We start from the raw sequence: 16,288 nt of genomic DNA, 5'->3' as shown, positions 1-16,288 counted from the left end.
GCAGGGGTGTTGCGGCGGGATTGCCCCCCGTGACTTTTGGATCAGGTGTGCGCTCCTCCCCCTGGTGGCGGATCTGATCCGCTGTTACGTTCCTCTGGCTCGGTGCCGGATTGAGTGCCCACGCTCAAGCCTGGTCATGCCTCGTGCGACCCAACTCCTGCCACGAACCGACTCCTGCCACGAATCTCAGGGGGACCCTCATGGACGCTTCCACCCCGACCCGCCGCCTCTGCCGGGCGGCCGTTCTCGCCGTCGCCGTCGCGCTCGCCGTCACCGCGTGCACCTCGGGCGGGAGCGGCTCGGCCGACAACGTGGCCAAGAGCGAGCCGCCGAGACAGGACTCCCAGGACATCAACGCCAAGCCGCTGGACCAGGTCAAGGACGGCGGCGAGGTGCGCTTCCAGCTGGACCAGTGGATCACCCAGTGGAATCCGCTCCAGGTGGACGGCGGCACCTACACCGACACGGTGGACCTGATCCGCGCGGTGGAGCCGGCGCTGTTCGGCACCGACGCCTCCGGTACCTTCCAGCCGAACCCGGACTACCTGGTGGAGGCCAAGGTCGCCTCGACCTCGCCGCAGGTGATCACGTACAAGCTGAACCCCAAGGCCAAATGGTCGGACGGCAAGCCGCTCAGCTACCTGGACTTCAAGGCGGACTGGCAGACCAGCAACGGCAAGGACCCGGCGTACAACATCAACGACCCGTCCGGCTACGAGCTGATCTCCGCGGTCGAGCAGGGCGCCGACCCGACCGAGGTGAAGGTCACCTTCGCGCAGCCGTACGCGGACTGGCAGAACCTGTTCCGCCCGCTGATCCCGGCGGCGGGCATCTCCACGCCGGACGCCTTCAACAAGGGCTGGCTGGAGAAGATCCCGATCACCGCCGGCCCGTTCAAGATCGGCGTGGCGGACAAGACCGCCCAGACCCTCAGTCTGGTGCCGGACCCGGCCTGGTGGGGGACCAAGGCCAAGCTCGACAAGATCACCTTCCGGGTGATGGACAAGTCGGCGAGCATCCAGGCCTACCTCAACAACGAGATCGACCTCGCCTCGGCGAGCACCGCCGCCGCGTACGGGCAGCTCAAGAACGCCAAGGACACCGTGATCCGCACCGCCAGCCCGTGGGACGAGCAGCACATCTCCTTCGGCGGCAACGGCGCGCTGGCGGATCAGAAGGTCCGCCAGGCGCTTGGCAGGGCGCTCGACCGCTCGGCGCTGATCAAGATCGCCAACAACGGGGTGCCGGTGGAGTTCAAGCCGCTCGGCAACCACATCATCATGCCCAACCAGACCGGTTACCAGGACAACTCGGGGGACTGGGCCAAGTTCGACCTCGCCGCCGCCAAGAAGCTGCTGGACGAGGCGGGTTGGCGGGAGTCCGGCAGTGGGCCGCGCACCAAGGACGGCCAGTCGCTGGAGCTCCACTGGGTGCTCAGCGACGGCACCCCGCAGGCGCAGTTCGACCTCGCGACCGCGGCGGTGGCGATGTGGCAGGCGGCCGGGGTCAAGGTGGACCTGGACAAGGTGCCCGCGAACGACTTCTTCGCCAAGTACGTGACCCCGGGCAAGTTCGACCTCGCGAGCTGGCGCAACACCGACTCCTTCCCGAACTCCAAGAGCCTGGCCAACTTCCGCCTGCCGATCGGCGACAACTCCTTCCAGAACCCGTCTCGCCTGGGCAGCCAGGGGATCGACGACCTGCTGAAGAAGGCGGCCGGAACGGTCGACCCGGTGGAGGCCGCGAAGCTCTACAACCAGGCGGACGCGAAGATCTGGGAGCTCGGCCACACCGTCGAGCTCTACCAGCGGCCGGTCGTGGCGGCGGCGCGCAAGGGACTCGCCAACTACGGCGCCTTCGGCCTCGGCAGTATCGATTACAGCAAGATCGGCTGGGAGAAGTAGCCGGGGCCGCCGTGGCGGCGAGGGCGACCGCACGGCTGGCGCTGGCGAGCAGCGCGGTGATCACGAGGCCGGTGGTGCGGACACGGGTAGGTCGGCACTGCCGCCCCCGCTGTCCTGCCACCGGCCTTGACCTTCCGCGTTGCCCGCAGGCCGCGCCCGTGTCATGGGGCCCCGCAAGGCCCGCGCCCGCTTCCAACCGGGGACGAATCTAGCCGGGCGCCGGGGCCGGTCGCTGGACAGCGCGCGGGGCGCGCCCGGAAACCCGTCGCGCTGTCACCCGGTTCGCGCACCGAAGCGTCAACTACGGCTGACGGCAAGGATAAAGGGGCATGCGAGGGCATCGCGCCCGGGTTCCTAACGGGGTTTCCGTAGGGCGCACATGCCGATGTACGACCCGGCGTGCACACCGGCGTACGCACCGCGCCGGTGCGTGCGCCGGACCCGGGCCGCTGCCAGGATGCGCGGGGACGGCGGGCCCTCCCGGCTCGCTCCCGACCCCGTCCCGATCCCCGGAGCGGCACCGATGGCCAGTGATCCCGCCGCCGCGGCACCCCGCCCGCACCACGTCGACCTCTCCGACACGGCCGCCACCACCGCGACGGTCACCGTGCCCACCGCGGTCTACCTGCTCACGGTCTGGTACCTGCACTCCCGGCACACCAAGCACGGTCCGGTCGCACAGGCGGTGGCGCCGGCCGGGGCGGTGCTGGTGCTGGCCTGCACCGCGTTCGGCCATTCCGGGGTGCTGGCGGCGGGCCTGGTCCGCGCGTTGATGGTCGTGGTGGGCGTGCTGATCCACAGCCGGGAGAGCCGGGCCTCGACGGGGCTCTAGAGACGCCCCAGCAGCATCGGTTCGTGACGGGCCAACCAGGCCAGGTAGGCCGGGTTGACCTTGGCCAGATCCAGGTAGGCGGCGCGCAGCTCGCCGTACAGCGCGTCCAGGGCGGGCGGGCTGAGTGCGTGCGGGCGCCAGGTCAACAGCAGCCGGACGGCGAGCGGGTCCCCGTGCACCGGGCGGACCACGGTGCCGGGCCCGGGCAGCGAGGTCGGCTGGCAGGGGCGGACCGCCTCGCCGGAGGCGACCAGCTCGGCGGCGGTGGCGTTGTCCCGCACCTGCACCACCCGCGGGTTGAGCCCGGCCTCGCCGAACACCCGGCGCATCGCCGCGTACTCGTGGTCGGCGGTCGGGTCCACCATCCAGGTGTCCTCGGCGAGGTCGGCCAGGTGGACGACCGGACGGGCGGCGGCCGGGTGGTCGGCGGCGAGGGCGACGAACTGCGGCTCCCGGGCCATCAGCACCCGGTGCTCGGCGTCCGGTGGAACCCGCAGCGGGAAGCCCTCGCTCTCGTGGACGAAGGCCACGTCCAGCTGGTCGGCGGCGACCATCCGCAGCAACGCGCTGGCGGAGATGTCGACGTGGATGGTGGTGTCGGTCTCCGGCAGCCGCTCGTGCACCCGGCGCAGCCAGGCAGCGACCGCCCGGCTGCCGACGCTGCCGATGCGCAGCCGCCGCTGTCGGCCGGGCCCGGCGGCGTCCCAGGCCTCCTGCCGGGCGGCGGCCACCAGCGCGGCCATCTCGCTGATCACCGGCCGGGCCCGGGACAGCACCGAGTGGCCGAGCGCGGTGGGCCGGCTGCCGGTCTGCTCGCGGGTGAACAGGGTTCCGCCGATGGCCCGTTCGATGCGGTGCAGCTGGGTGGTGAGGGAGGGCTGGGTCATGCCGAGCTGGAGCGCGGCCTTGCGGAGGCTGCCAGTGTCGGCGATCGCGCACAGCACCCGGAGGTGTCTCACGTCGAGCTCCACGACGGGAGCATAGACGTCGCTGCGCCGCCTCGCCAAGGACATGACAGGAAATCAAGGGCGGGGCGACCGGCCGCACGACGGACCCCCGCCGGTATGCGGCCGGGCTATCGCCGGTTGACATCATCCGCGACCGGCCCGGGTGGGTCGAAGCTCGGGGCACCACACCGCCCCGGTCCGGCCGGGGCGGCCCCCACCGTGCGCCGCCGCCGTCGGGTCCGGCCCCCACCGGTCCGGCGAGCCGGCGCACCGCGAACTCGGAGCCCCCATGAAGCGATCCGTGCTGTCCACGACCCTGGGCCTGGCCCTCGCCGCCGGCCTCGCGACCCTGCCCGCCACCGCCGTCGCCGCACCGGCGGTCCATGGCAACACCGTCTCGACGTACGCCGGTTCGGCCGAGAGGGCCGCGAACAACCAGGCGTTCTTCCGGGCCGTGATGGCCTCCGCCAAGGCCAGGCAGGCCGCCGACCCGTGGCTGCAGACCGTCACCGTCACCTACGACACCACCAATGCCCCCTCCTTCGCCGGCGACATCGCCAACGCCGCGCAGATCTGGAACGGCTCGGTGCACAACGTCCAGCTCCAGGAGACCGGCGGCACCGGCGACTTCTCGTACACCGAGGGCGACGGCAGTGGCTCGTACGCCAGCACCGACGGGCACGGACACGGCTACATCTTCATCGATCACCAGCAGGCCCAGGAGTACTACTCGCTCCGGATCGTCGCCCACGAGACCGGGCACGTGCTCGGTCTGCCCGACGACTACTCCGGCCCGTGCAGTGAGCTGATGTCCGGCCACGGCCCCGGCCCGTCCTGCACCAACTCGCACCCCGACGCCAACGAGAGCGCCCAGGTCGACGCGCTCTGGGTGAACGGTGTGGCGCCCGCGAACTGACCGTACTGCCAGGCGAATCAGGGCGCGGCGGGCCGCCCGGCCGGAAACGGGCGGCCCGCCGCAGTGGGTACTTCCCCGCCCCGGAGCCTAGCCGCCGGCGGAACGGAATGCCAGGGGCATGGGCAAGTCAAGACAAGGAAAAGTCGACTCAAATCCCCGGGGTGGCCGGGGTATTGGGCGGGGCTATCGCGGGTTGACATCATCCGCCCGCCTGCCGGGCTGCCCGAAGCTCTGGGGACATCACCCGTTCGCCAGGTGTCCCCCAGGGCCGGCCCCCAACCGGCCACGGCACCGCAGGAATCGGAGACCCCCACATGAAGCGATCTTTGCTGTCCGCCACCCTCGGCCTGGCCCTCGCGGCCGGCCTCGCCGTGCTGCCCGCGACCGCGGCGTCCGCCGCCCCGGCCGCCCCGGCGGTACAGGGCTACACCGCCTCGACGTACGCCGGTTCGGCCGCCGAGGCCGCGGACAACCAGGCGTTCTTCCAGGCCGTGATGGCCTCCGCCAAGGCCAAGCAGGCCGCCAACCCGGGCCTGGCCACCGTCGTGGTCACCTACGACGCCAGCTCGGCCCCGTCCTTCCGCACCCAGATCGCCAACGCCGCGCAGATCTGGAACAGTTCGGTCAGCAACGTGCAGTTGCGATCCGGCTCGGCCGCCGACTTCCGCTACTACGAAGGCAACGACAGCCGCGGCTCCTACGCCAGCACCGACGGGCACGGACGCGGCTACATCTTCCTCGACTACCAGCAGAACCGGCAGTACAACCCGGTCCGGGTGACGGCCCACGAGACCGGGCACGTGCTCGGCCTGCCGGACCACTACTCCGGTCCGTGCAGCGAGCTGATGTCGGGCGGCGGCCCCGGTCCGTCCTGCACCAACCCGTACCCGAACGGCACCGAGCGCAGTCGGGTCAACTCGCTCTGGGCGCGCGGCTGATCCGCTGAGCACCCCTCGGGCCGGCCGCACGCCACCGCGGTCGGTCCGGGGCCTTGTCGGTGCCGCGTGCGAGCATGCGGACGAGAACCGTCCGCCCCCGATCGCAAGGTGCCGCCGCCATGTCCCGTTCCGTCCCCGACCGCCTCGCCGACCTCCCGTACGCCGAGCTGCTGCGCCCGCACACCGGGCCGCTGCGCGCCGACGCGCGGTACGACACCGCGCACTTCGACGGCGGTGAGCGCACCGACGAGTCGGGTGCCGGCGCGGCCTTCCTGGAGTGCGCCTTCACCGGGGTCTCGCTCAGCGGGGTCAAGCTGCGCCAGGCCCGGTTCAACGAGGTCTGGGTGCAGGCCGGTCGCTGGGTGGCCTGCGACCTGAGCGACACCGAGTGGCAGGACAGCGCCTTCGTCGGCGGGGTGCTGGCCGGGATCGCCGGGTACGGCTCGGCGCTGCGCCGGGTGGTGTTCCGCGGCTGCAAGCTGGAGGCGGTCAATCTGCGGTCGGCCGTGCTGCGGGACGTGGTGTTCGAGGACTGCCTGCTGCGCGACGTGGACTTCGGCGAGGCGAAGCTGACCGGGGTCTCCTTCCCCGGCTCGACGCTGGAGGAGGTCCGGCTGCGTGGGGCCACGCTGAGCAAGACGGACCTGCGCGGTGCCGCCCGGCTCGGGCTCGCGGACGGCCACCAGGGGCTGCGCGGAGCGGTCATCAGCTCCAGCCAACTGCTGGAACTGGCCCCGCAGTTCGCCCATGCACTGGGCATCGAGGTCAAGGACCGCTGACCGGCCTCATTTCCTCCTCGACGGATCAGCCGGGCGTTCAGCCCGGCGTCGCTCGGTGACACCCGGACGAACAGTCCGACAAACCTGGCGCACGCATCTGGTGGGCCGCTCCGGCCGCGGTGGAGACTGCTCCGCGATCGATGGCCTCGAGTTGTGCACACAACATCGCCAGTGAAGGGACGGACCGGGCTGATGGCCGAGTTGAGTCGTAGGAAGTTCGTCACGCTGTCCGGAGCGGCCGCGGCCGGTCTCGCGGCGGTCGGCACCGGCGCCGCGGAGGCCACCCCGAGCGCCGCCGCCGCGACCGCCTCCACCACCGCGCTCACCACGACAGGCACCATCACCGACGTCCAGCACGTCGTGATCCTGATGCAGGAGAACCGGAGCTTCGACCACTACTTCGGCACCCTCAAGGGCGTCCGCGGCTTCGCCGACAAGGCCACCATCCAGATATCCGGCGGCTACAGCGTCTTCAACCAGCCGAACGGCCTGTTCTTCCGCCAGTACCCGTGGGCCTTCAACCCCTCGGGCAGCAGCGGCTCCCCGGAGACCACGGCGCAGTGCAACGGTGACCTCTCGCACGCCTGGTCCGACCAGCACAAGGCCTGGAACGGCGGCAAGATGGACTCCTGGGTGTCCGCCAAGGGCACCGTCCGCACCCTCGGCCACCTGCAGCGCGCCGACATCCCGTTCCACTACGCGCTGGCCGACAACTGGACCATCTGCGACGCCTACCACTGCTCGGTGCTGAGCGCGACCGGCCCCAACCGCACCTACCACTGGAGCGGGATGATCGACCCCGCCGGCACCGCGGGCGGCCCCGCCTACGACGGCGGCTCCGAGTCCAACCTGCGCTGGCAGACCTACGCCGAGGCACTGGAGAACGCCGGCGTCAGCTGGAAGGTCTACCAGAACGCCGGCGACAACTTCGGCGACAACGCCCTCGCCTACTTCAGCCAGTTCACCGGCGCCGCGGCCGGCAGCCCGCTCGCCGTCAAGGGCATGGGCTCGGTGCCCAAGGTCACCGGCCGTACCCCGGACGACATCGCCGCCGCGATCAGGGCCGACGTGCTGAACGGCACCCTGCCGCAGGTCTCCTGGATCGTCGCCGACCAGCAGTCCTCCGAGCACCCCTACGCCACCCCCGAGGACGGCGCGCACTTCGTCCACATGGTGATGGACGCCCTGAACGCGGACGCCAACGTGTTCAACTCCACCGTTCTGCTGATCAACTACGACGAGAACGACGGTTTCTTCGACCACGTCCCGCCGCCGGCGGCGCCCGCCGGCACCGCGGGCGAGTTCTACAACTCCACCAACATCGGCCTCGGCTTCCGCGTCCCGCTGATCGCCGTCTCCCCGTGGAGCCGCGGCGGCTGGGTCAACTCCGAGACCTTCGACCACACCTCGGTGCTGCGCTTCCTGGAGGTGTGGACCGCCGCCCTCGGCACGCCCGCCACCAGCCCCAACATCAGCGCCTGGCGCCGCCAGGTCTGCGGCGACCTCACCTCGATCTTCGACTTCGCCAATCCGGTGTACGGCATGCCCTCGCTGCCCGACACCTCGCAGACCATCGGTCTGTCCACCTGCGGCCCGATGCTCAACCCCTCGCCCGGCAACAACGCGCTGCCCGCGCAGGAGCCCGGCACCCGTCCGGCCCGTGCCCTGCCGTACCAGCCCAACGCCAACCTGGACCACTGGGACACCAACGCCAGCGGCATCATGCACGTCTGGGTGAAGATGTCCAACGACGGAGCCGCCCGGGCCGCGCACTTCGCCGCCTACGCCAATGCCTACCGCAGCGGCGGCCCGTGGCAGTACACCGTCGATTCCGGCAGCCCCGTCACCGACTTCTTCAACTGCGGCACCAACGGCTTCGGCAACGGCAAGTACGACCTGACCGTGGTCGGCCCGAACCGGTTCCTGCGCCGCTTCACCGGCGACCTCACCCAGCAGGGCAAGAACGCCGCCGTCACCGCCTCGTACGCGGTCGAGCCGGGCACCGGCAAGCTGGCGGTCTACTTCGCGATGGCCAACTCCGGCAGCACGCCGATCACGTTCACCATCACCTCCAACAACTACCGGACGGACGGCCCCTGGACGTACCAGGTGCCGGCCGGCGGCAACGTCAGCGACTTCTTCAACGCGGTGGCTTACACCAACGGTTGGTACGACTTCACCGTCACGGTGGACGTCGACGGCAGCTGGTCGCAGCGCTTCACCGGCCACCTGGAGACGGGCACGCCCAGCGTCAGCGGCTGAGAGAGAACGGAGGCCCCAACTACCCGCCCTGGGTAGTTGGGGCCTCGTGCGTTCTGTGAGTTGCGTCAGACCGTGCCGAACTCGCCAGCGCGGACAGCGGAGACGAAGGACTGCCAGGCCTCGGCTGGGAAGACGAGGGCCGGGCCTTCGGGGTCCTTGGAGTCCCGCACAGGCATCTGGCCGGGGAAGCCGTCTGCCACCTCCACGCACTGCCCTTCCTGGGCGCTGTAGGTGCTCTTCCGCCAAGCGATGCCTGCCACGTCATCCATCCTCAAAACCCCTCCGAACCTGCCGGATGAACTCTCGACTCGCTGCCCGGGACAACGCCTCGACCTGCAGCTGATCGTACTCACCGGCCCACTCGGCAAGAGCCTCCGGTTCGCGTTGGAGAAAGCCTCGCCCCTGCATTTCACCGTATCCGACACTGGCTCGGTTCGGCATGGTCAGCAGGGTGATCGGATGCGCAAACGGTCGGTCCTCCCCGAGTGAGAACGGGCTGACCTGGACGACGATCTGAGGTTGAACGGCCAGTTCCTCCAGGTGCCGGAGCTGCTCCACCATTACGTCGCGGCCCCCGATGACGCGGCGCAGGCATCCCTCATCTATGACTGCGTGGACTCGGGGCGTCGGCTGCCGGTCGAGACGCTGCTGCCGATGCAGCAGCAGCGAGAGTCGTTCCTCGGCCTGCTGCTGAGTTGCCCGACCTCGGCGAACTCGCGCTTCCTGATATGCCCTCGCGTAGGCGGGAGTTTGGAAGAGACTCGGAATGATGTTGATCTCGAACAGCCGCATCGCCGCCGCGTCGGCCTCGTTGCGCAGGTACTCGGCGAACCCTTCGAACAGAAGACTTCTCCCCGCCCTGCGCCACTCCTGTTCGAATCGCTCCCGGATCTCGAACGCAACATCAAGGCGCTTCGCGAAACGTTGAGTTGAAGGCTTGCGGCCAGTTTCGACGGCGGACACGTGTACGGCCGAGTACCCAGTGAGTGTCGCCAGGTGATCCTGTGTCCAGCGTCGCGCTTCTCTGAACTCGCGACGGCAGTTGGAATACAAGGCCGACTGGTACGGCTCCCGCGTCTGGAAAGCCGACCGCTGGTTCCCATCCTCCAAGCAGTGCGGGCACTGCCACCGCGTCAACCGCGCCCTGACCCTCGCCGACCGCGCATGGGTGTGCACCGGCTGCGGCACCGTCCACGACCGGGACGACAACGCGGCCCGGAACCTGCTTGAGGCGATGCTCGCCGAACCGACCGCTTGACATCGGAACCCTCGCCGGGAAGTTCCCCGGAGAGGAGAAACGCCTGGTGGAGACCTTGTAAGACCTCACTCTCAGGAGTTGGCTGCGGCCGATGAAGCAGGAAGAGACTCAGCGAGGGAATCGCCGAGGATCATGTGACAGGAACCACGGGTCGTGGACCTCGCGGGGCCCGTAGGGCGTCAGCAACGTGAAGGTGTGCACCCCCGCCGCGTACTCGGCCAGCTGCACCGCGCCGTAACGCGTCTCCAGCTCCGCCTGCACCGGCACCGGCAGCTTGCTCAGCGCCCGGCGCAGCTGCAGCGCGTCCCTCCGGCTGATCGGGTGCGGGGCGCGCAGTACCAGCCGCAGCGGGCTGAGCGGCCCGGCGACCGGGATGCCGGTGCCCAGCTCGTAGCCGACCGCGCCGATCGGGCCCCAGGTGAGGCGGTGGTCCGCCACCAGCCGGCCGACCTCCGGCAGCAGGGCCAGTGCCGGGATCTCGGCGACCCTCCCCGGATCAAGCCGCTCCCGCCGTTCGGCCAGCCGCTCGGGCCGCAGCGTCCGGGCCACCGCCGCCCAGGGGGCGAGCGCGTCCAGCCGCTGTCCGGGGCGCGGGCCGCGCGCGGTCACCGGGATCCAGTGCTCGGGCGCCGCCTCCGGGGCCCGGGTGCAGCGCTGCGGGTACGGCACGTCCACCGGGGTGCCGACCACCGAGGGCGCCCGGCCGACCGTCACCCACGGGTGCGCCCGCAGCACCGCCCGCGCCCACTGCGGCAGCTCGCCGCCGCTCAGCGGGCGCAGCGAGCTGGGGCACTGCATCAGCAGCAGGTCGTGGGTGCCGGGCAGCCGCCCGTCCAGCGCGGCCAGCGGACCGACCCGCCGGCGCGGCCCGTCGTGCAGTTCCTCGGTCGAGTTCCTCACACCGCCACCCTCCGCCCGCCGAACGTCCCCGGCTACGGCCCTTCGGCGCGTTCCGCCGGGACCAAAGGCTCAAGGTGCGTCCGCGCGGACCCGGTGTGAGAGTGGGGGCAGCCCGGTATTCCGACATTTCCCTCCGAAGGAGGAGCCATGGGCATTTTCGACATGTTCCGACACAAGGCGCACGAGGCCGCCGGGCAGGCTGCCGCCCAGCGGGCCGCGCTCGCGCACGACGAGGCCGCCGACGCGTTCAGCAACGACGTCGAGCGCACCCGGGAGACGCAGGAGAAGCTCGCCCAGGACGAGGCCGACCGGCGCGCTGCCGCCGACATGACCGCCGAGGGCGACCCCTGGGGATGAGCCCCGGGTGACGCCGCCCCTCACCGGGTGACGCCACCCGTCACCCCGCCCGTGGCGGCAGCGGCGGCCGCCGCAGGTCCGGCCGGGGTGTGGTCTCCGGCGGGGGCGCCGCGGCGGGCGCGTCCTCCAGCAGCTCCAGGGCCAGCTGGACGGCGGTCATCAGCTCCGGGTGGCGCCCGCGTGCCCAGTCCTGCGGGGTGCGCAGCACGTGCACGTCAGGCTCGACGCCCCGGTTCTCCACCGACCAGCCGAGCCCGCCGTTGAACCAGGAGGCGTTCTTCGGCACCGAGATCTGGGTGCCGTCGCCCAGGGTGTGCCGTCCGGTCATCCCGACCACCCCGCCCCAGGTGCGGTTGCCGATCACCGGGCCGAGGCCGAGCAGTTCGATCGCCGCGATGATCACGTCCCCGTCCGAGCTGGTCGCCTCGTCGGCCAGCGCCACCAGCGGGCCGCGCAGGGCGTGGCGGGGCCAGCGGACCGGTTGGCGGTCCCGGGTGAAGTCCCAGGCGAGGACCTGCCGGGTGAGCTTCTCCAGTACCAGTTCGGAGACGTTGCCGCCGGCGTTGCCGCGGACGTCCAGCACCAGCGCGGGCTTGTCCAGCTCCCGCCGCAGGTCCCGGTTGAACTGCGCCCAGCCGGAGCCGCCCAGGTCCGGGATGTGCAGGTAGCCGCACCGTCCGTCGCTGAACTCCCGTACCAGGGAACGGCGTTTGACCACCCAGTCCTGGTAGCGGATGGCCCGTTCATCGGTCAGCGGGGTGACCGTGATCCGCCGCACCGGGCCGTCCGGGCCACTGCGCAGGGCGAGTTCCACGGTGGTGCCGCCGGTGCCGGCCAGCTGCGGGAGCGGGCCGCGCAGCCGGTCCACCGGGCGGCCGCCGATCTCCAGCAGTTCGTCGCCGTCCCGGACGCCCTGGGCGGCCAGCGGCGCGCGGGCGCGCGGGTCGGAGGACTCGCCGGGCAGCACCCGCTCGATCAGCCAGCGGCCGTCGGGGGAGCGGTGGGCGCTGGCGCCGAGCAGGCCGAGCGGCTGCTGGGCGAGCGAGGGGCCCTCGGCGCGCCGGGAGGGGGTGACGTAGGCGTGGGAGGTGCCGAGTTCGCCGAGGAGTTCGCGCAGCAGGTCGGCGAAGTCGTCGGGTGAGCAGACCCGTTCCAGCAGCGGTTCGTACTGGGCGACCAGCGCGGGCCAGTCCAGGCCGGACATCCGCTCGTCCCAGAACTGGTCCCGGACGATCCGGGCCGCCTCGTGGTACGCCTGGCGCCACTCGGCGGCCGGGTGCACGGTGTGGGTGATCCGGCGCAGGTCGACGGTGGTCCCGGCGGAGGGGGCGCCGACCGGGATCACCCGCAGCGCCCCGGCCGAGTAGACCGCGATGGACCCGCCGTCGCCGGAGACCGCGTAGCCGTCCAGCTTGTCGACCAGCGTGCTGCGGCTGCCCCGAACCAGGTCGTAGTGCTCAAGCGAGGGGCGGCCGGAGGTGTCCTCGGGGCTGGCGAAGGTCTGCCCGAGGGTGCCGGAGATCGGCCAGCGCAGCCAGACCAGGCCGCCGCGCACCGCGTCGGTGGCCGAGTACTTGGAGGCGATCACCGGGAACTGCAGCAGCCGGTCGCCGATGCCCTGGGGGTCCACCCGGACGGTGCCGTCCCCGCCGCCGTCCCCGCGCGGGGCGCCGTCCTCGGCGGGCGCGGCGAACGGGGAGGGCGTGTCGGCGGCGAGCGGGACGAGGTACGGGCGGCAGCCGAGCGGGAAGGAGAGGTCGCCGGTGTGCACGTCGTGGACGGGGTCGAAGCCGCGCCAGGAGAGGAAGGCCAGGTAGCGGCCGTCCCGGGTGAACACCGGATGCTCGTCCTCGAACCGCCCGTCGGTGACGTCGACGATCGGCGCGGGCGCGTCGGTGCGGGTGAGCCGGATCCGGCGCAGCGAGCGCCCGGCGGCCGGCTGGGACCAGGCGATCCAGTGCGAGTCGGGGGAGAACCGGGCGCTGGAGACCGGCCCGTAGTCGGAGGCGGCCAGCTCGCGCACTTCGCCGTCGGCGGCCGAGACCAGCAGCAGCCGCCCGTCCGAGGCGGCGGCGGCGAGGTGGGCGCCGTCGGGGGAGGCGGTGAGCTCCAGGACCCGGCCGAGCCGGCCCGCCGCCAGCACCCGGTGGTGGTGCCTCTCCCCGCCCGTGATCCCGGAGGGGCCCTCGTGGCCGGGCAGCGGCATCACCTCGATCGCGTCGGCGCCCTGCGCGTCGGTGATCCAGGCCGCCTCGCCGGTGTGCCCGAGTACTACCGGCAGCCGGGTCCGCACCCCCGGGGTGTCGGCGAGCGCGCGGGCCGGGCCGTCCTTGTGGGTGAGCCAGTACTGGCTGCCGCGCACGGTGATCACCCCGGCCCGCCCGGTCTGGTCGCAGGCGAGGTCCTTGACCTGGGAGGCGGCGTTGACCTGGTACGGGCGGCGGCCGGCCCGGGCGCCGCCGAGCGGGACGTGCAGCCGGCGCGGGGCGGGGGCGTCCAGGTCGTCGAGCAGCCAGAGGTCGCCGGCGTGCTGGTAGACGATCCGGGTGCCGTCGGTGGCGGCCTCGCGGGCGTAGTAGGAGGCGTGGTCGGTGTGCCGGCGCAGGTCGCTGCCGTCGGGGCGGCAGGAGTAGACGTTGCCGATGCCTTCGTGGTCGGAGAGGAAGGCGATCCGGTCGTCGGGGGGCTCGCCGACCGGCATCGGGGAGGCGAGGTGGCCGGTGTGCCCGGGCAGGATCAGCTCGCCGTCCACCCAGAGCCGGCCGGTCGCGCCGCCCCGGTAGCGCTTCCAGGAGGCGGGTTCGTGCGGGGCGGAGCCGGTGAGCAGCACGGTCCGTCGGCGGGCCATCTGGGCGTCGCGGACCGGGCCCCAGGGCATCCGGTGGGCGGGGGAGCCGTCCGGCGGGAGGGCGTGCGCCCAGGTGTAGTGGCTGAAGGGCTCGTGGAAGGAGGTGACGGCCAGCACCTCGCCGTCCGGCAGCCAGCCGCGCACCCGGGTGTCCTGGCTGCCCCAGAAGCTGAGCCGCCGGGTCTCGCCGCCCTCGACCGGGGCGGTCCACACCTCGGGGGTCAGGCTGAGCCAGCTGGTCCAGGCCAGGGTGGTGCCGTCGGGGGAGAAGCGGGGGTTGCTGACGCGGGTGCGGTCGCAGCCGACCCGCCAGGCCCGTCCGGTCCCGCCGCCGTCCGCGTCCAGCGGGGCGATCCAGACGTCGTCCTCGGCGGTGAAGGTGAGCAGGTCGCCGTGCAGGTGGGGGTGGCGGAGGTAGCCGGGCGGGGTCACCCCTCCATCCTTCGACGGGGTGTCACCCCTGGCAACCGGGGCGGTCCCGCCGGGGGCGTCCCGAAGCGCGCGGGAGCAGCGGCACCGCGACGCGGCCCCGGCGAGGATCCGCCGGACAGGCCCTAGCTCAGCAGCAGCCGGTTCGCCCGCAGGTCGTCGGCCAGCCCGGCCGGGGCGGTCGAGATGTGGCCCGCCGAGTACGGGGGCTGCGGGTCGTACTCGATGAGCAGCTGGATCGCCTCCGCGGTCCGGTCCCCGGCGATCAGTCCGGTCAGCGTGAGCGCGAGGTCGATCCCGGCCGAGACCCCGGCCGCGGTGGCGTACTTGCCGTCGACCACGATCCGGTCGGTCCCGGTCGGCTCGGCCCCGAACCGCGGCAGCTGGTCCAGGCAGACCCAGTGCGAGGTGGCCCGGCGGCCCCGGAGCAGCCCGGCGGCGCCCAGCAGCAGTGAGCCGGAGCAGACCGAGGTGGTCCAGGTGGTGGTGGCGTCGATCGCGCGCACCCACTCCACCACGGCCGGGTCGGTCAGCTGGGCCTCCGTCCCGGGCCCGCCGGGCACCAGCAGCACGTCGGCGGAGTCCACCTCGTCCAGGGCGGCGTCCGCGGTGAGCGCCAGGCTCCTCATGTCGGTGCGGACCGGGCCGGGCCGGGCGGCGGTGAACACCACCTCGGCGCCGGGGATGCGGGACAGCACCTCGTACGGGCCGACGGCGTCCAGGGCGGTGAAGTCGTCGTAGAGCAGGAAGGCGATGCGCATCAGTGTCCTCCAGCGGGACTCGGTCGGAAACGGCGCCGGTATTCCGTGGGCGGGGCGGCCAGGGTCCGGACGAAGGCGCGCCGCATCGCCTCCGGGGTGCCGTAGCCGCAGGAGCGGGCGATCTCCTCGATGCCGTCGTCGGTGTCCTCCAGCAGCCGCCGGGCGGCCTCCAGCCGGACGCCCTCCACGTACCGGCCCGGGGTCACCCCCACCTCGGCGGCGAAGGCCCGGGCGAAGTGCCGTGGCGACAGCGCGGAACGGTCGGCCAGCGCCTCGACCGAGAGGTCGGCCTCCGGGTGTTCGACGATCCACCGCTGCACCTCGCGCAGCGGCTGCCGGGCCGCCACCTGGGCGGCCAGCTGGGTGCTGAACTGGGCCTGGTTGCCCGGCCGGCGCAGGAAGACCACCAGGTGACGGGCGATCAGCAGCGCGGCGTCCCGGCCGAGGTCCTCCTCGACCAGGGCCAGTGCCAGGTCGATCCCGGCGGTGACCCCGGCAGAGGTGGCGATGTGCCCGTCCCGGACGTGGATCGGGTCCGGGGCCACCTCGACGTCCGGGAACCGCCGGGCCAGTGCCTCGCAGTACGCCCAGTGCGTGGTCGCCCGGCGGCCGGCCAGCAGTCCGGCCTCGGCGAGCAGGAAGGCGCCGGTGCAGACCGACACCACCCGCTCGGCCCGACCGGCCAGCTCCCGGATCCGCGCCACCAGCGCGCCGTCCGGCCGCCCGGTGCCCTCCCCGCCGGGGACCAGCAGGGTGTGCACCGAACCGACGTCGGCCAGGTCGGCGTCCGGCAGCAGCCGCAGCCCGCTGCAGCCGCGCACCGGTCCGCCGCCGAGGGAGGCGGTGGTCACCCGGTACGCGCCCGGCTGCCCGGCGGCCGCGCCCGCTCCCGCGAACACCTCCACGGGGCCGGTCACGTCGAGGCTCTGCACGCCCTCGTAGAGGACGACGACCACGCTGCGCGCTCTCATGCGGCCAGCCTGTCAAAGGGCCGGGGTGGCAGCAATGACCTGCTTCCCACCTTTCCTGCCACCGCCGGCGCAGCTGATCCCGCCCCGAGCTGAAGGGGCGCGCCGGTGCCGAAAGGGAGAAGCGACAAGCGAGGCACGAGCGCCGGAGCGCCGACCGTCGGCACCGGGTCAGAGCGCCCCGGAGGC

Annotated in this window: 15 protein-coding genes; 8 read left to right on the top strand and 7 right to left on the bottom strand. The window is 72.4% G+C overall.

The window, feature by feature from the left end:
• The first annotated feature begins 200 nt into the window (after positions 1-200).
• Together ACIRYZ_RS35410 and ACIRYZ_RS35405 are read left to right on the top strand one after the other, a co-directional pair.
• Entirely contained in the window at positions 201-1,904 is a 1,704-nt protein-coding gene (locus tag ACIRYZ_RS35410) for an ABC transporter family substrate-binding protein (RefSeq protein WP_402952299.1), read from the top strand.
• 523 nt (positions 1,905-2,427) lie between these two features.
• A complete protein-coding gene (locus ACIRYZ_RS35405; protein ID WP_402952298.1) occupies positions 2,428-2,736 on the top strand; it encodes a hypothetical protein in 309 nt (102 codons plus the stop codon).
• Here ACIRYZ_RS35405 and ACIRYZ_RS35400 read toward each other — a convergent pair.
• Entirely contained in the window at positions 2,733-3,707 is a 975-nt protein-coding gene (locus tag ACIRYZ_RS35400) for a LysR family transcriptional regulator (RefSeq protein WP_402952296.1), read from the bottom strand. The genes ACIRYZ_RS35405 and ACIRYZ_RS35400 overlap by 4 nt on opposite strands.
• A gap of 265 nt (positions 3,708-3,972) precedes the next feature.
• Here ACIRYZ_RS35400 and ACIRYZ_RS35395 point away from each other — a divergent pair, with 265 nt between their 5' ends.
• From ACIRYZ_RS35395 to ACIRYZ_RS35380, 4 genes are all read left to right on the top strand, one after another.
• The gene (locus ACIRYZ_RS35395; protein ID WP_402952294.1) at positions 3,973-4,599 is read left to right on the top strand and encodes a snapalysin family zinc-dependent metalloprotease; all 627 of its coding nucleotides are present in this window, start codon (positions 3,973-3,975) and stop codon (positions 4,597-4,599) included.
• Between the two features lie 314 nt (positions 4,600-4,913).
• Positions 4,914-5,537 carry a snapalysin gene (gene snpA / locus ACIRYZ_RS35390; protein WP_402952292.1) on the top strand — a complete coding sequence of 208 codons (624 nt, stop codon included), beginning with the start codon at positions 4,914-4,916 and terminating at the stop codon, positions 5,535-5,537.
• 119 nt (positions 5,538-5,656) lie between these two features.
• Positions 5,657-6,316 carry a pentapeptide repeat-containing protein gene (locus ACIRYZ_RS35385; RefSeq protein ID WP_402952290.1) on the top strand — a complete coding sequence of 220 codons (660 nt, stop codon included), beginning with the start codon at positions 5,657-5,659 and terminating at the stop codon, positions 6,314-6,316.
• Between the two features lie 192 nt (positions 6,317-6,508).
• Entirely contained in the window at positions 6,509-8,578 is a 2,070-nt protein-coding gene (locus tag ACIRYZ_RS35380; protein ID WP_402952376.1) for a phosphocholine-specific phospholipase C, read from the top strand.
• A gap of 65 nt (positions 8,579-8,643) precedes the next feature.
• Here ACIRYZ_RS35380 and ACIRYZ_RS35375 read toward each other — a convergent pair whose 3' ends face one another.
• Positions 8,644-8,847, bottom strand: a complete 204-nt coding sequence (locus ACIRYZ_RS35375) for a DUF397 domain-containing protein (RefSeq protein ID WP_402952288.1) — start codon at positions 8,845-8,847, stop codon at positions 8,644-8,646.
• A complete protein-coding gene (locus ACIRYZ_RS35370; RefSeq protein WP_402952286.1) occupies positions 8,840-9,631 on the bottom strand; it encodes a Scr1 family TA system antitoxin-like transcriptional regulator in 792 nt (263 codons plus the stop codon). Before ACIRYZ_RS35370 ends, ACIRYZ_RS35375 begins: the two co-directional genes overlap by 8 nt.
• Between ACIRYZ_RS35370 and ACIRYZ_RS35365 the strand changes: the two genes are divergently transcribed.
• The gene (locus tag ACIRYZ_RS35365) at positions 9,621-9,836 is read left to right on the top strand and encodes a zinc ribbon domain-containing protein (RefSeq protein WP_402952284.1); all 216 of its coding nucleotides are present in this window, start codon (positions 9,621-9,623) and stop codon (positions 9,834-9,836) included. The two genes, ACIRYZ_RS35370 and ACIRYZ_RS35365, sit on opposite strands and share 11 nt — an antisense overlap.
• Before the next feature lie 108 nt (positions 9,837-9,944).
• Here the strand turns inward: ACIRYZ_RS35365 and ACIRYZ_RS35360 are convergent, their stop codons facing one another.
• Positions 9,945-10,736: a phosphoribosyl-dephospho-CoA transferase MdcG domain-containing protein gene (locus ACIRYZ_RS35360; RefSeq protein WP_402952282.1), complete on the bottom strand. Its 792-nt coding sequence runs from the start codon at positions 10,734-10,736 to the stop codon at positions 9,945-9,947.
• A gap of 147 nt (positions 10,737-10,883) precedes the next feature.
• Here ACIRYZ_RS35360 and ACIRYZ_RS35355 point away from each other — a divergent pair, with 147 nt between their 5' ends.
• Positions 10,884-11,093: a hypothetical protein gene (locus tag ACIRYZ_RS35355; protein ID WP_402952280.1), complete on the top strand. Its 210-nt coding sequence runs from the start codon at positions 10,884-10,886 to the stop codon at positions 11,091-11,093.
• A gap of 40 nt (positions 11,094-11,133) precedes the next feature.
• Here the strand turns inward: ACIRYZ_RS35355 and ACIRYZ_RS35350 are convergent, their stop codons facing one another.
• The 3 genes from ACIRYZ_RS35350 to ACIRYZ_RS35340 all read right to left on the bottom strand — a co-directional run bounded on the left by ACIRYZ_RS35350 (position 11,134) and on the right by ACIRYZ_RS35340 (position 16,102).
• Positions 11,134-14,373: a S41 family peptidase gene (locus ACIRYZ_RS35350; protein ID WP_402952279.1), complete on the bottom strand. Its 3,240-nt coding sequence runs from the start codon at positions 14,371-14,373 to the stop codon at positions 11,134-11,136.
• Positions 14,374-14,495: 122 nt separating this feature from the next.
• Positions 14,496-15,131 (bottom strand): DJ-1/PfpI family protein, encoded by a 636-nt coding sequence (locus ACIRYZ_RS35345; RefSeq protein ID WP_402952278.1) that lies wholly within the window; start codon positions 15,129-15,131, stop codon positions 14,496-14,498.
• On the bottom strand, positions 15,131-16,102 hold the full coding sequence (locus ACIRYZ_RS35340; RefSeq protein WP_402952276.1) for a GlxA family transcriptional regulator: 972 nt from the start codon (positions 16,100-16,102) through the stop codon (positions 15,131-15,133). Before ACIRYZ_RS35340 ends, ACIRYZ_RS35345 begins: the two co-directional genes overlap by 1 nt.
• Positions 16,103-16,288 lie beyond the last annotated feature (186 nt).

Origin of the sequence: Kitasatospora sp. NPDC101155 (assembly GCF_044768305.1) — a bacterium.
GTDB lineage: Bacteria > Actinomycetota > Actinomycetes > Streptomycetales > Streptomycetaceae > Kitasatospora.
The sequence above is the reverse complement of the archived record's forward strand: the minus strand, read 5'-3'. Positions and strand labels throughout refer to the sequence as shown.

Excerpts from the sequence above, each read along its gene's own strand:
- ACIRYZ_RS35380 (WP_402952376.1), top strand. The coding sequence starts at position 6,509 with ATGGCCGAGTTGAGTCGTAGGAAGTTCGTCACGCTGTCCGGAGCGGCC.
- ACIRYZ_RS35395 (WP_402952294.1), top strand. The coding sequence starts at position 3,973 with ATGAAGCGATCCGTGCTGTCCACGACCCTGGGCCTGGCCCTCGCCGCC.
- ACIRYZ_RS35345 (WP_402952278.1), bottom strand. The coding sequence starts at position 15,131 with ATGCGCATCGCCTTCCTGCTCTACGACGACTTCACCGCCCTGGACGCC.
- ACIRYZ_RS35355 (WP_402952280.1), top strand. The coding sequence starts at position 10,884 with ATGGGCATTTTCGACATGTTCCGACACAAGGCGCACGAGGCCGCCGGG.
- snpA (WP_402952292.1), top strand. The coding sequence starts at position 4,914 with ATGAAGCGATCTTTGCTGTCCGCCACCCTCGGCCTGGCCCTCGCGGCC.
- ACIRYZ_RS35385 (WP_402952290.1), top strand. The coding sequence starts at position 5,657 with ATGTCCCGTTCCGTCCCCGACCGCCTCGCCGACCTCCCGTACGCCGAG.
- ACIRYZ_RS35410 (WP_402952299.1), top strand. The coding sequence starts at position 201 with ATGGACGCTTCCACCCCGACCCGCCGCCTCTGCCGGGCGGCCGTTCTC.
- ACIRYZ_RS35375 (WP_402952288.1), bottom strand. The coding sequence starts at position 8,847 with ATGGATGACGTGGCAGGCATCGCTTGGCGGAAGAGCACCTACAGCGCC.
- ACIRYZ_RS35405 (WP_402952298.1), top strand. The coding sequence starts at position 2,428 with ATGGCCAGTGATCCCGCCGCCGCGGCACCCCGCCCGCACCACGTCGAC.
- ACIRYZ_RS35340 (WP_402952276.1), bottom strand. The coding sequence starts at position 16,102 with ATGAGAGCGCGCAGCGTGGTCGTCGTCCTCTACGAGGGCGTGCAGAGC.